Origin of the sequence: Flavobacterium sp. GSA192, from assembly GCF_006386525.1 — a bacterium.
Taxonomy (GTDB): Bacteria; Bacteroidota; Bacteroidia; order Flavobacteriales; family Flavobacteriaceae; genus Flavobacterium; species Flavobacterium commune.
In genome coordinates, this window is the sequence record NZ_VAHC01000002.1 from 539,356 (window position 1) to 553,480 (window position 14,125).

General features: G+C 36.8%; 8 protein-coding genes. 4 read left to right on the forward strand and 4 right to left on the reverse strand.

What is annotated here, in order from left to right; all coding sequences use genetic code 11:
- Window positions 1–156 precede the first annotated feature (156 nt).
- Window positions 157–3,141 (forward strand): glycoside hydrolase family 2 protein, encoded by a 2,985-nt coding sequence (locus FDM27_RS06330; RefSeq protein ID WP_140485631.1) that lies wholly within the window; start codon window positions 157–159, stop codon window positions 3,139–3,141.
- An 83-nt stretch (window positions 3,142–3,224) separates the two neighbouring features.
- Here the strand turns inward: FDM27_RS06330 and FDM27_RS06335 are convergent, their stop codons facing one another.
- Window positions 3,225–4,097: an AraC family transcriptional regulator gene (locus tag FDM27_RS06335; protein WP_140485632.1), complete on the reverse strand. Its 873-nt coding sequence runs from the start codon at window positions 4,095–4,097 to the stop codon at window positions 3,225–3,227.
- Between the two features lie 110 nt (window positions 4,098–4,207).
- Here FDM27_RS06335 and FDM27_RS06340 point away from each other — a divergent pair, with 110 nt between their 5' ends.
- The 3 genes from FDM27_RS06340 (at window position 4,208) to FDM27_RS06350 (ending at window position 11,304) form a co-directional block, all read left to right on the forward strand.
- Window positions 4,208–5,023, forward strand: a complete 816-nt coding sequence (locus FDM27_RS06340) for an SDR family oxidoreductase (protein WP_140485633.1) — start codon at window positions 4,208–4,210, stop codon at window positions 5,021–5,023.
- Window positions 5,024–5,237: 214 nt separating this feature from the next.
- A complete protein-coding gene (gene uxuA, locus FDM27_RS06345; protein WP_140485634.1) occupies window positions 5,238–6,446 on the forward strand; it encodes a mannonate dehydratase in 1,209 nt (402 codons plus the stop codon).
- Between the two features lie 373 nt (window positions 6,447–6,819).
- On the forward strand, window positions 6,820–11,304 hold the full coding sequence (locus FDM27_RS06350; protein WP_140485635.1) for a T9SS type A sorting domain-containing protein: 4,485 nt from the start codon (window positions 6,820–6,822) through the stop codon (window positions 11,302–11,304).
- A gap of 105 nt (window positions 11,305–11,409) precedes the next feature.
- Here the strand turns inward: FDM27_RS06350 and FDM27_RS06355 are convergent, their stop codons facing one another.
- The 3 genes from FDM27_RS06355 to FDM27_RS06365 form a co-directional block, all read right to left on the reverse strand.
- Window positions 11,410–12,390: an acyl transferase gene (locus FDM27_RS06355; RefSeq protein ID WP_140485636.1), complete on the reverse strand. Its 981-nt coding sequence runs from the start codon at window positions 12,388–12,390 to the stop codon at window positions 11,410–11,412.
- 99 nt (window positions 12,391–12,489) lie between these two features.
- Window positions 12,490–12,828 carry a T9SS type A sorting domain-containing protein gene (locus FDM27_RS06360; RefSeq protein WP_140485637.1) on the reverse strand — a complete coding sequence of 113 codons (339 nt, stop codon included), beginning with the start codon at window positions 12,826–12,828 and terminating at the stop codon, window positions 12,490–12,492.
- Between the two features lie 105 nt (window positions 12,829–12,933).
- Window positions 12,934–14,094, reverse strand: coding sequence for a hypothetical protein (locus tag FDM27_RS06365; RefSeq protein WP_140485638.1), 1,161 nt, complete (start codon window positions 14,092–14,094; stop codon window positions 12,934–12,936).
- Between the last annotated feature and the right edge of the window lie 31 nt (window positions 14,095–14,125).

Genomic DNA, 14,125 nt, shown 5'->3' on the forward strand with positions numbered 1-14,125 from the left:
CATATTCCGCCATTTTATATCAAATTCTGCCAAATGTCAAGATATGAATGCTAATGGCAATCTATGATAATTCAAAATGAATTAAGGAATTTACATTTGTAGATGTATTGTTAATCTATGTTCATTATAAAAAATAAACCAAATAACTATTAAGCAATGAATTTGAAAGGAGTTTTATATGCACTCAGTTTTGTAATGTTATTTACAAATGCAGTAAGTGCGCAGGAAAATAAATCAGCCAGGGAAAAATACAACTTTAATTACGGTTGGAAATTAAACGTTGGAAATGTAGAGGAGGCACAAAATGCCAACTTTAATGATAAGTTATGGACTAACGTAAATTTGCCATATTCCTGGAATCAGGCAGAAGCTTTCAGACTGGATATTTCCCATCTCTCAACAGGAGTTGCCTGGTACCGAAAAACATTTCAACTGCCAAAAGAGGCTGTTAACAAAAAAGTTTTTATCGAATTTGAAGGGGTGCGTCAAATGGGTGAAGTTTATGTAAACGGAAAATTTGCGGGGCGTCATGAAAATGGGGCTATGGCTTTTGGAATCGATATTTCTGCTTTTGTGAATCCTTTTCCTCAGGAAAATGTAATTGCCGTTAAAACCGACAACGATTGGCGATACAAAGAAAAAGCTACAGGTTCAGGATTTCAATGGAATGATAAAAACTTCAATGCCAATTATGGAGGAATTCCAAAAAATGTATTCTTACATATTAAATCCAAAGTATATCAAACCCTGCCTTTGTATTCATTTTTAGGCACAACAGGAACTTATGTGTATGCCACTGATTTCAATATAGCTGAAAAGAAGGCTACTGTAAATGTTTCTTCGCAAGTGAAAAATGAAGAGGCTAAAACGGTCAGTGCACAATTGAAAGTAAGTGTTAAAGATATGCAAGGTAAAGAAGTGGCTTCTTTTTTAGGCGATGCAATATCATTGGCTCCAAATGAAATGAAGGATTTAAAAGCATCCAAAGCTTTACAGGATTTGAATTTCTGGAGTTGGGGTTATGGTTATCTGTATACTGTTACTTCTGAATTAGTAGTAGACAATCAATCGGTTGATAAAACTGAAATCCGTACAGGTTTTAGAAAGGCGGAATTTAAAAACGGAATGGTTTATTTAAATGACCGTGTGATTATGATGCACGGTTATGCCCAACGTACCAGTAATGAATGGCCTTCGATTGGAATGTCGGCCCCGGCTTGGTTAAGTGATTATTCGAATAGTTTAATGGTAAAAAGCAATGGGAACTTAGTGCGTTGGATGCATATTACACCTTGGAAACAGGATGTGGAATCTTGTGACAGGGTTGGTTTGATTCAGGCGATGCCGGCTGGAGATTCTGAGAAAGATGTGGAAGGAAGACGTTGGGAGCAACGTACTGATTTAATGCGTGATGCTATTATCTACAACCGTAATAATCCTAGTATTTTGTTTTACGAATGTGGTAACGAAAGTATCTCGGAAGCGCATATGAGCGAAATGTTGGCAATAAGAAATCAATATGATCCTTTTGGAGGTCGTGCTATTGGTAGTAGGGAAATGTTGGACAGTAAAGTAGCTGAGTATGGAGGTGAAATGCTGTATATCAATAAAAGTGCCCGTATTCCATTTTGGGCAACCGAATACAGCAGGGATGAAGGTTTACGTAAATATTGGGACGAATTTACGCCGCCATTCCATAAAAATGGAACAGGAGGAACTACACATACAAATGTGAATGGTACAAAAGTTGCAGATGCCAGTGCCTATAATCGCAATCAGGATACTCATGCGATTGAGAATGCAGAACGTTGGTATGACTACTGGGAATCGAGACCGGGAACGGGAGAAAGGGTGAGTTCGGGAGGAGTGAATATTATTTTTAGTGATTCAAATACCCATTACCGAGGACAGGAAAATTATCGTAGAAGTGGTGAAGTGGATGCAATGCGAATTCCTAAAGATGGGTTTTATACACATCAGGTAATCTGGGATGGATGGGTTGATACCGAAAAACCGGCAGCGCATATTATTGGACACTGGAATTACGAAAAAGGAGTAACTAAAGATATTACGGTAATTTCGACAGCTGATGCAGTAGAATTATTCGTTAATAATGTGAGCCTTGGTAAAGGAGTACAAAGTAAAAGATTCATTTACACTTTTAAAAATGTGGTATTTAAACCGGGAACTATCAAAGCTATTGGCTATGATAAATCAGGAAAAAAAGTTTGCGAAAAAGAAATAATCACTGCCGGAAAAGCGACCGGATTGAAGTTGACAGCTATCGAAAGACCGGGAGGAACTTTGGCTAATGGTAACGACTTGGTTTTAGTACAGGTTGAAGTAGTTGATGCTAAAGGAAATCGTTGTCCTACGGCATTGAATATGGTGAATTTTGAGGTGACAGGACAAGGAACTTTTGTGGGTGGAATTGCTCAGGGACCGGATAATTATATTGGAGCATCAAGTCTTCCTGTAGAATGTGGAGTGAACCGGATTTTGGTAAGAGCAACCGAAGTTGATGGTGAAATAAAAATCAAGGCATCTTCGGATGCACTTAAAGGGGATTTGCTCACTCTTAGAACGATTAAAACTGACATTGAAAAACTGTCTCAACAAATGCCAAATGAGAACTTACCTTCGTTTATGGAAAAAGGACCTACGCCTAATACGCCTTCTTTCACGAGAACAAGAACTGCGGTGGGAATTATTGGAGCTAAAACCAATTCGAATCAGGTAGAAGCCATTAATAGTTATGATGACAACGAATTGACACAATGGTCTTACGGAAAAAGTGATGATGCAGTGATTGAATATGAATTAGAGCGCGAAGCTACTATCAATCAGGTAGTGATGAAATTGGCAGGATGGAGAAGTAAAAAATATCCAGTTCGAATTTTTGTTGATAATAAAAAAGTATTCGAAGGATCCACACCTCTTAGTTTAGGATATGTTACACTTGACGTGAAGCCAACAAAAGGTAAAAAAGTAAAAATTGAGTTAATAGGAAATGCTAAAAACAGTGATGCTATGAACCTGGTAGAAATTACAGGAAAAGTGGATGAAGCGGGTTTAAAATCTGATAAAAATATTCAGAAGTTACCAATAGTAGAAGTTGAGTTTTATGAATTGATAAAATAATTTTAAATTGAAAGTATAAAGATTTTATTTTAATAGTTGGGTTATGAATTGCCTATCGATGTGATAAATATCGATAGGCTTTTTTATGAATTGATAACCATTACTTTCCTGTATTGAGATGGCACATATCCCATGATTTTTTTAAAGGTTTTATTGAAATGAGAGATAGTGTCAAAACCACATTGGCTGCTCAATTGGGAAATACTGATGTCTTCCATTAATAATAATTTACACGCATAACCAATTCGCATATCCAAAATATAATTTTTAAAAGACTTGCCTGTTTTGCTTTTAAAATAACGACAAAAAGCAGAGGTGTTCATCGCAGCAAAAGAGGCAATTTCTTCAAGACTGATATTACGGGTATAGTTTTTATTCAAAAAGGATATTATTTTGTCTATTCTTGCTGTATCGTATATCGTTTCGTTGACAAAATCTGTGGTGGAAATGATTTGTCTGTTGTCGGTTTCAGACATTTCTTTGAGGATTTCCAGGAAAAGCATCAGTTGATTCAAACCGTTTTCCAATGGTAGTTCTTCTATTAAAGACTCTAATTTTGGTAAACAAGCTGCAGTAAAATGAATTCCCCTTTGGGATTCATACAGCAACTTTTTTATTTTGATAAAATGGGGATAATGATTAATGGCATAATACATAAAATTTTTTTCAAATTGAATGATGGTGCCTTTTACTCTTAAATCGGTATTTCCGGAATGGTAAATAGCATCACTTTTCAAAAAATGAGGTAAATTAGAACCAATTAATAATATATCTCCCGCTTGATATTCGGCAATGTTGTTGCCCAAAAATCGTGTTCCTGTTCCTTCTTTGATATAAATGATTTCGTATTCCGAATGAAAATGCAAAGGATATGTGAAATGCTCATAGTCAAAAAAGCGTACTTTTAAAGGGAAAGACTTCGAAATAGGAAGTCTTTCGTTCATAATCGTTTTCATAGATCGCTATTTAATTTGCAAAAATAGACTCAGTGTGTGCAAATTTAGGAAATAATATTGGTTTTGCTTCTTCTTAGATTTGTATATAGTAATCTAAAAGTAAATAAGATATGAATGATACGTTTAGTATTGAAGGAAAAGTGGCAATTGTTACCGGTGGCGGTGGAGTACTTGGAGGAAGTATCGCAAAACATTTAATTAGTGCAGGATGTAAGGTTGTTGTACTAGATATTAGAGCAGAAAATGTTAATGACCGAGTGGCCGAATTAAAGCAAATGGGAGGAGAGGCTATCGGTTTTGTTTCTAATGTTTTGGATGTTGAAGAAATGAAAGAGACAAGGACGAAAATTTTGGATAATTGGGAAACAATTGATATTCTAATTAATGCTGCTGGGGGTAATTTACCGGGTGCAACATTGACAGAGGAACAAACTGTTTTTGATATGAAAATTAGTGATTTTGAAAAAGTAACTGATTTGAATTTGAATGGAAGTGTTTATCCTTGTATTGTTTTTGGTGAAGTTATGGCAAGTCATGGAAAAGGAAGTATCATTAATGTTTCTTCAATGGCAACCTTATCAGCTATAACAAGGGTTCCGGGTTATTCTGTGGCTAAAAGCGGAATTGATATTTTTACAAAATGGCTGGCAATGGAATTGGGAACTAAATTTGGAGAAAAAGTAAGGGTAAATGCCATTTCACCTGGGTTTTTTGTGGGAGATCAAAATAGAAAAGTATTAATAAATGAGGATGGTTCTTACACTGAAAGAAGTAAAAAAGTTTTAGCAAGAACGCCAATGCAACGTTTTGGAGATATTAATGAACTAAATGGAATTGTTCAGTTTTTATGTTCAGATGCAGCGAGTTTTATAACAGGAACTATTATTCCTGTTGACGGAGGTTTTAGTTCTTTTAGCGGAGTTTAAAAAATAATATGACTGTCCGCTAAGCGGACTAAATAAAAAAAATAGCCCACAGACCTGTCTGCCGACAGGCAGGTGACACTGATTGAACAGATAAAAACGGATTTTTCATAGTTTTTTGTAAATTACAATCTGCGATAATCCGCTAAAATCAGTTTCATCTGTGTGCCATTCTCAATAATTGGTATAAGAAAAGGATAGTCTAAAAAATAATAAAATGGAATTAAAAAAAACATTGAGGTGGTTTGGTGCTAAAGATCCTATTAGTTTAGCTCAAATCAAACAAACAGGAGCAACAGGTATTGTTACGGCTTTACATCATATCCCTAACGGCGAAATTTGGTCAGTAGAAGAGATTTTAAAAACCAAAAGTAATATAGAAGCTCACGGACTTAGTTGGGATGTGGTAGAAAGTTTGCCGGTACATGAGGATATCAAGAAAGGGAAGCCAAGTCGTGACAGGATTATTGCCAATTATAAGGAAAGCGTGAAAAATTTAGGGCAATGTGGGATAACCACCATTTGCTATAATTTTATGCCAGTATTAGATTGGGCAAGAACCAATTTGCACTATAAACTTGAAAACGGAACTGAAGCCATGTATTTTCAAGCTGATTTATTTGCAGCATTTGATATGTTTATCTTAAAAAGACCAAATGCTTCTAACGATTATACTGAAGAACAAATTAAAAAAGCTGAGGATATTTATCAAACTTTAACTAAAGAAGATGCCAGAGCACTTGCTTACAATATCATTGTCGCTACTCAATCTTTTATAGATGGAGCTGTTGATGCTGATGAAAAAGAACCAGTAGCCATATTTTTAAAATTATTAGCCGAGTACGATGGGATTGACAAAGATAAACTGAGAGAAAATTTTGCATTTTTCTTAAACGAAGTGATTCCGGTTGCTGAAGAGAATGGCGTTCGTTTAGCGGTTCATCCTGATGATCCTCCATTTCCTTTGTTAGGATTACCAAGAATTGTGAGCAGTGGAGATGATTTTGAATGGTTGTCTAAAGCCTGTCCGTCATTACACAACGGAATTACATTTTGTACAGGTTCGTTAGGTGCCCGAAAGGATAATAATCTTTCAGTAATTTTTAAACAATATGCAGAGCGCGTACATTTTCTGCATTTAAGAAGTACTAAAATATTAGATAACGGCGATTTTTATGAAACGGAGCATTTAGACCCAACGGTGGATTTGCCGGGAGTAATGAAAGCCATTGTTGAAGAGCAAATCAGGAGAAAGTCTGCTGGAAGAACCGATTATAATATTCCAATCCGCCCTGATCATGGACATAAAATGTTAGACGACTTTAATAGAGCAGGAAATCCTGGTTATCCATTAATTGGAAGATTAAAAGGTCTGGCTGAATTGGCAGGACTTGAAATGGGAATTCGTTATTTGATTAATAATTAGATGGATTTAAAATTATTAAACCACCATCAAATTACAACCTCTAATATCCGAATTATCAAAACGTCCCAATACCTCGAAAGAGTTGTTGGGATATTTTGTTTTGGTTATGTCAAGAAGAGAGGATTTTGTTTTTTTTAATTAATCTAAGATTAGTGATTGTGTAAATCGTAAAATAAAACGATGATTTTTATTATGCTAATTTTTAATATTAATTATTTATTGTAGATTTTTGATTTTCAGTAGATTGGGTGGTTTTGAAAGTTTTATTAGTAATTGTTTATTCTAAGATATTGATATGTAGCAGGATAGGGCAGGATGCTAATAAAGTGTTAATGGAATAGTTTTGAAATGACTAACCATTAACCATTATTTTATGAAAAAACAATTACTCTATGAGTCTAAATCGTTTCTTTTTCAAAAGATGCTTTTAAGACTTACTTTTTTTGTTCTTTTGAGTTTTTTAACAACTCAAACTACGTTTGCCCAACAATGGACTATTTTAGGGAATGAAAACCAAGTATCCTCCGTTGCTTCTACTTACACTTCTATCGCAGCTTTGAATAATGTTCCTTATGTTGTATACAGAGAAGGCACCACTGCAAAAGTAAAAAAGAGAAACACCGCTACAGGAGTCTGGGAGCAATTTGGAAATGATATTGGTACTAATCTCACCTATACAAGGATATATGTGGACAAAGCCAATAATCTTTTTATTACTTATGTTGATGCTTCTAACGGAAATAAACTAGCTGTAAAAGTATATAACGAAAGCAACCAAATTTGGGAGCCAATAAATGGGGATGCAAACAATCTCTATGTTTCTACGGGTTCAGTTACCAACAATGTAGGGCAATATAGTTCAACACCACGTAGTTCATTAGCATTCGATTCAGATAATAACCCATACATCGCTTTTGGAGATGGTGCTAATCTGACTCCTTATGTAAAGAAATTTGACGGTACTTCATGGATAACCGTAGGTTCGGCCCCAGTTAATGCAGCAGCAAAAGCAGTAGCAGTAAGCTTGGTCATCGATGAAGCAGACACTCCTTGGTTAACGTTTTGTAGCCTTGCTACACCTACTACTTCTACCGGAACTATGGCTCTTTACCAATACAATAGTGGTACTTGGAATTCTATTGCTCCAACTGTTACTGCGGGTATTCGTCATACCAGCATGGAGCTTAATTCTGCTGGAAACTTGGTTATTGCTTATTTTAATACTGCTGATACTAATAGAGCCACATCTATTGTTTACAACAAAACTACTGCTACTTGGAGTTCTACCACCCGAATAGGTTCTAGAGACTCCCCAAGTTTAAGTTTAATAAAAGATGTATCAGGAAATCTTTATTGCTCTTTTATTGATAATGTTAGTAGCACTCCAACCTACTCCGCACGTGTTTTCAAACAATTAGCAGGTGCAACAGCATGGACTGAAATGAAAGATCCTACTGTAGCGCGAGGCATTGACGAACCTGTGGGTAATTTAACTATTGCCGCAGGAAGCGAATATCCTTTTGTAGTATATACAAAAAACAATTCTAGTAGCATCAGTACACCTATTGTTAGAATGTACACACCGCCTCCACCTCCAGCCGTATTGAGTACTCTTGCAGTAACCAATATTACCACTACTACTGCAGAAACTGGTGGGAATATTACTTCTGATGGAGGAACAGCCATCACGGAAAGAGGAATTGTTTACAATACCAGTGGAAACCCAACAACGGCGAATACTAAGGTTGTAGCTTCTAGTGCCGGTTCAGGTTCATATAATGTAACTATTCCTAATCTAAACCCGGCTACTTTGTATTATATAAGAGCATACGCTATTAACAGCGCTGGTACCTCTTACGGAGACAATGTACGTTTAAATACTCTTGCATTACCTGATGCAGTGGTGACTACACCAAAGCAAATGGAATTCCTGAATCGTGGAGTAGTTGCATTGCGTAAATCGAGCAGCCAGGTATTTATTAGCTGGCGTTTATTAGGTAATGATCCTTCTGGTATTGCCTTTAATATCTACCGTGATAATGTAAAACTCAATACAACTCCTATTACTAATTCAACAAACTTTCTGGACAATACTGCCGTTAATGGCACTTATACTGTGAAAGCAGTAAATAACAATACCGAAGGAGCAGCTTCTGCCCCAGTTTCGGTTTGGGCAAACAATCAATTATCTATTCCTTTGCAAATTCCACCAGGAGGAACTACACCTGATGGGAAAGCCTATACTTATACTGCCAATGATGCCAGTGTAGGAGATGTTGACGGTGATGGAGAATATGAAGTCATCTTGAAATGGGAACCTACTGTTGCTAATCATAACTCAGGTGGTTATAGTGGAAACCAAATTTTTGATTGTTATAAATTGAACGGAATCAAATTATGGCGAATCGACCTAGGGATTAACATGAATGGGGGACCTCATTTCAATCCGTTTATGGTTTATGATTTTGATGGAGATGGCAAAGCCGAAATTATTCTAAAAACGGCCGACGGTACTATTGATGGAACAGGAACAGTGATTGGTAATGCTACTGTTGATTACCGAAATACTTCCGGATGGGTACAACAGGGGCCAGAGTTCCTGACAGTATTCAACGGCTTAACAGGTGCTGCTATGGCTAGCACGACTTACCAACCAGCCAGAGCAAATACTTCCGATTGGGGAGACAGCTATGGTAACCGTCAGGATCGTTTTGTTTCTGCTGTGGCTTACCTTGATGGTGCACGTCCGAGTATTGTTGTTGGACGTGGATATTATGACAAATTAGTTCGTGCAGCTTATGACTGGCGCGACGGTCAATTGACGCTTAGATGGATTTTTGACAGTAAAGACCCGAGTGATCCTGCCAATAACGCTTACTCCAGCCAAGGAAATCACCAGATGACTGTTGGTGATGTAGACGGTGATGGTAAAGACGAAATTATTAATGGATCGAGTGCTATTAACGATAATGGTAAACGTCTATGGACTTATGGTCAAGGTCATGGGGATGCACTACACATGTCCGATATGGATCCGGATCGTCCAGGTCAGGAAATCTGGCAATGTTTGGAATCTCCGGGACAATACAGTCCGTATGGTATTCGACTTAATGATGCTAAAACGGGAGCAATGATTTTTGGTGTACCAACAACAGGTGATGTGGGTCGTGCTTTAGCAGCAGATATTGACCCAAATCATAGAGGTTATGAGATGTGGAGTTCTTCCGGAAATCTTTATAACGTTCAAGATGGAGAAATTGGAACAGCTAAACCTACAGGTGGTAGTCAAGCTGTCAATCACTTAGTATGGTGGGATGGAGATTTAGGTCGAGAAGTGTTGGATGGTACAATTATGGACAAATGGAATCCTGTGACAAAATCACTGAATCGCTTGTTTACTATATACCAAGCAGCACCAGTTTCGTCAAACAACGATTCTAAAAAGAATCCTGCTCTTACTGCTGATATATTTGGTGATTGGAGAGAGGAAATCATCTTACGCCGTAGCGACAATACTGCGTTGATTATTTTTACTACTAATATTCCAACAGAAAACAGAATTTACACCTTGATGCATGATCCGCAATATCGTACTGCTGTAGCTTGGCAAAATTCAGGATATAACCAGCCTCCTCACCCAAGTTTTTTCCTTGGCTATGATATGGCCGAAGCACCAACTCCTAATATTGAGGTAAAATATATTACAGCACCGGAGGTTATGAATACAACTAAAAATACACGTATTGATGGATGCGATACAATGGTAGATTATGCCGCTGAAGCTTCAGGTTTTCCAGCGCCAAGTTACACGTATACTTTTACAGGAGCAACCACAGCTTCTGGAAATGGCACAGGTTCTGGTAGCATATTCAACAAAGGAGTTACCAATGTAACCGTTACAGCCAGCAATACTTCCGGTTCGGTTAATTACAGTTTTGAAGTTACAGTAATGGATTCAATTGCTCCTGTTTTGACAACTCCGGCTGCCCAAAACCTATGCTACAGTGAAACCTACTCTATTCCTACTCTGATAGCGAATGACAACTGCGAAATAGCTGCTGTTACTTATAACATTACAGGAGCTACCGAAAGAAGTGGTTCTGGCACAGATGCAAGCGGAAGTTTCAATGTAGGCGAATCTACGATTACTTGGACAGTTACCGATGTTAATAACAATCAAACTATTGACACTACTACGGTTACCGTAAATGCTCCTTTAGTTGTGAGTATTCCTGATGTATATGCAATGAATCCAAGTATTGATTTGGTTAACACACTATACCTTGGCTATGGACCAACTTTTCTTACTTTGAATGCAATTTCCGAAGGTGGCACAGGAAATCATAGTTACTTATGGAGTACAGGCGAAACAAGTTCCTCTATCAATGTAAGTAGTGCAGGAACCTACACCCTAACTATTACAGATACTAAAGGTTGTACCAGTGAAGCATCAATAGTGATTAATGTGTTAGACGTTAGCTGTGGAAATAAAAATGACAAAGTGATGATTTGTCATAACGGAGTCGCTCTTTGTGTTGCCTCAGCTGCTGTGCAGGCTCATCTAGATCATGGATGCAAATTAGGATCTTGTGCGGTTCAAGAGCCAACAGTTGAAGTATTAGCGTATCCTAATCCTACAGCTGGACAATTTACGGTTCAACTTAATGGTTATAAATCGTCTAAAGCAAATGTTGTGATAATGAGTACAGTTGGGCAAGTTTTAATGCAAAAAGAAGTTAGTCTGGTGGGTGGTAAGCAAACTGTTTTATGTAATATTTCTAATCATGCAAGAGGTCTGTACCTTCTGAAAGTACTTAGTGCAGATGGAGAGAAAAATTTAAAAATAGTACTCGAATAATAATAAGTATTGTTGTTGTTAAAAAAAATGTCCGAGAAGTGATTTTCGGACATTTTTTATGCTTAAAATTTATCGTTGACTTTTGTTTTGAGATATAGTGGGATTTTAAACCACCATCAAGTTACAACCTCTGATATCCGAATTATCAAAACGTCCCAATACTTCGAAAGAATTATTGGGATATTTTTTTCCTAAATCTTGTGTAGCGATAAACGAACAGGAATTGATATTAGCAAGGTCAATTACGTTGATACCACCTGTTTTTCCCTGAGGAATGTAAGTCAAAGCATCTTCGGTATCGCGAATGAGAATTTGCATCCAGGAAGGACATTCGAATACACCTTCGCCTAAAGAATAGGCTTGCGAAAGTAATTCGGTCATGCCGTATTCGGAATGGATGGATGATACCCCAAAGCCATCACACAATTGTTGGTGCAGTTCTTCGCGAATCATCTCTTTGCGTTTGCCCTTCATTCCGCCCGTTTCCATGATAATGGTGTTTTGGAGTTGGAATTGCTGTTTTTCGATTAAATCGAGTAAGGCATAAGTAACTCCAATTAAGATTACATTTTGTCCTGATTGGTCTAATTCGGTTAATTTTTTAATCAAATCCTCGTGGTTGTGGAGGTAAAAACCGCTTTCGGGATGATTGGAAAGTTTGATTAAATCTTCGACCATATAAATTAATGAAGAACCTTCTCTTTCCAAGTAGGAAGGAAGTAACGCCAAGATGACATAATCTTCGATGTTGCCGTAAAATTCAGCAAATCCCTTTCGGTAACTTTCTTCATAAAGGCTTACATCAGTTACCGGATGTTTGCTGGTAATCATCCCTGTAGTTCCGCTACTTGTAAAAGTAGTTTGAATAGGATTACTGTTGGAAACTACATTGTGGCTTTTAAAAAACTGAATGGGAAGAAACGGAATCTGTTGTAGTGATTTTACTTTTTGAACATCGACTTTTAGAAAATCGCAAAATTCCCGATATACTAAGTTGTTTTCATGTTGAAAACGAAACACTTTTAAGGCTGTTTTTTCAAATTGCTTTTGGCTGGAAATGGTAAATATATCGGTAGCTGTAATCAAGAATTTTTTTTGGTAAAGGTATAAATTTATTGCTTTTTCTTTAGCATAAAAAAAGCTTCAAAGGTTGAATTTTGAAGCTTTTTACTATTTAAGTTTAGATTATCTGATAATTAATTTTCGGGTAGCCGAAGCGTTTTGTTCGTTTATTTTAATAATGTAAACACCTGGCATTAGACCGGAAACATTCAGTTCCCTGGAGTTAAGATGGGTTTGAAGTACTTTTTTTCCCAATAAGTCAAAAATGATAATTTCTTTTTCACCATCATTTTTAGTTGTAATATTTACTCGACCGGTACTTACGGGATTAGGGTACAAATTCAAGCCCTCAATAACTGAGGGTGCGCTCAGGTTATTTTGCTGCTTGTTATCCTGAGCAACAACGCTTAGGGAGCAGAAAAAAACCGTTAAAAGGATACTATAAAAGTAGTTTTTTTTCATCAGCTTGATTTTGTGTAGTAAATATACAAAAAATCAAATAGTATGCCAAAAAAAAACATCCTGATAATCAGGATGTTTTTGAAAGTATTAAAGGGTGTTTACTGATTAGTTAACTAAATTAACACCATCAACAGTTGCCCAAGTTCCAGACGTTAGAGAAGCTCCTGTTGCAGTTGTACTTGTAGTAAATTGTCCTGTTGGGAAAGCTGGTATTATAGTTCCAGCTCCAGCAAATTGAGTAGTAGCATCATTAATTTTGATGTTAGTCAATTTAATTTTACTTCCATTTACTTGATTTGTGTTTGTAGTTACATCTTGAATTCTTACAGCAGCTGCTCCGGTTGTTGTGTATCCAGAGATTACTACGTTTGAAAATTCTCCATTTCCTTCTTTTTTGAACTGGATTGCATCATATTCTGCTGCAGATGAACCTCCTTCTGTTTGTGTTCCGGCTGTTCTTTTTAATGTAATATTAGCTATAACTGGCCAGTAAGTATTGTTGTTGTTAGAGGCTTCAATTTCCATTCCGAAATTTCCTGTACCTACTTGAATTGCTAACCAGTTAGAGTTGTTTTGTCCTCTCCATCCGTCTTGCCAGTCAAAAGAGTCGTCAAAGTTTCCGTAAGAAATCAAGTTTGTAGCACTTACTGTACCACCATAAAATTCATATCCATCATCAGCTCCTTTGTAAGCAACTAAATGGTCTAATGTAGTTCCTGATCCTACAGAGTAGAATGAAAACGCATTCATTTCACTTGTTCCGTCAGTAATTTTTTTACCTGCATATTCTACTCTAACGTATCTTAATGTTCCACCGTTATGAGCAGCATTTGTACCTCCATAAGTGTAGTTTAATCCGTCTTCTGATGTTTTTGAAGCCGTATCACCAGCACCTCTAATTGGAGCATCACCATACATGATAATTCCACCCCATGAACCGGCAATTTTTGATTGTTCAGTTAAAACGATAGGTTGATTAGCAGTTCCGTTCATGATTAATTTTCCACCATTTTTAACTACTAGTGCATCAACACCATCAGCAGCATTTGCTGTAACTGTTGAACCAGCATCAAAAGTAACAGTAACTCCGCTTTCAATAGTTACAATACCTTTAATAGTATAGTTTCCATATGCAATAGTCCTGTTTGTTGTAATAGCTCCGGTTAATTCTCCTTCTACAGGTTGAATAGTTCCTTCGTCGTCATTAGTTGAACAACTTGTGAATAAAGCTGCTAAGATTGATAAGCTTAATGCTAATTTTTTCATGATTGAATTGTTTTAATATTTTTTTACAAAT

Excerpts from the sequence above, each read along its gene's own strand:
- FDM27_RS06340 (WP_140485633.1), top strand. The coding sequence starts at position 4,208 with ATGAATGATACGTTTAGTATTGAAGGAAAAGTGGCAATTGTTACCGGT.
- FDM27_RS06365 (WP_140485638.1), bottom strand. The coding sequence starts at position 14,094 with ATGAAAAAATTAGCATTAAGCTTATCAATCTTAGCAGCTTTATTCACA.
- uxuA (WP_140485634.1), top strand. The coding sequence starts at position 5,238 with ATGGAATTAAAAAAAACATTGAGGTGGTTTGGTGCTAAAGATCCTATT.
- FDM27_RS06335 (WP_140485632.1), bottom strand. The coding sequence starts at position 4,097 with ATGAAAACGATTATGAACGAAAGACTTCCTATTTCGAAGTCTTTCCCT.
- FDM27_RS06350 (WP_140485635.1), top strand. The coding sequence starts at position 6,820 with ATGAAAAAACAATTACTCTATGAGTCTAAATCGTTTCTTTTTCAAAAG.
- FDM27_RS06330 (WP_140485631.1), top strand. The coding sequence starts at position 157 with ATGAATTTGAAAGGAGTTTTATATGCACTCAGTTTTGTAATGTTATTT.
- FDM27_RS06360 (WP_140485637.1), bottom strand. The coding sequence starts at position 12,828 with ATGAAAAAAAACTACTTTTATAGTATCCTTTTAACGGTTTTTTTCTGC.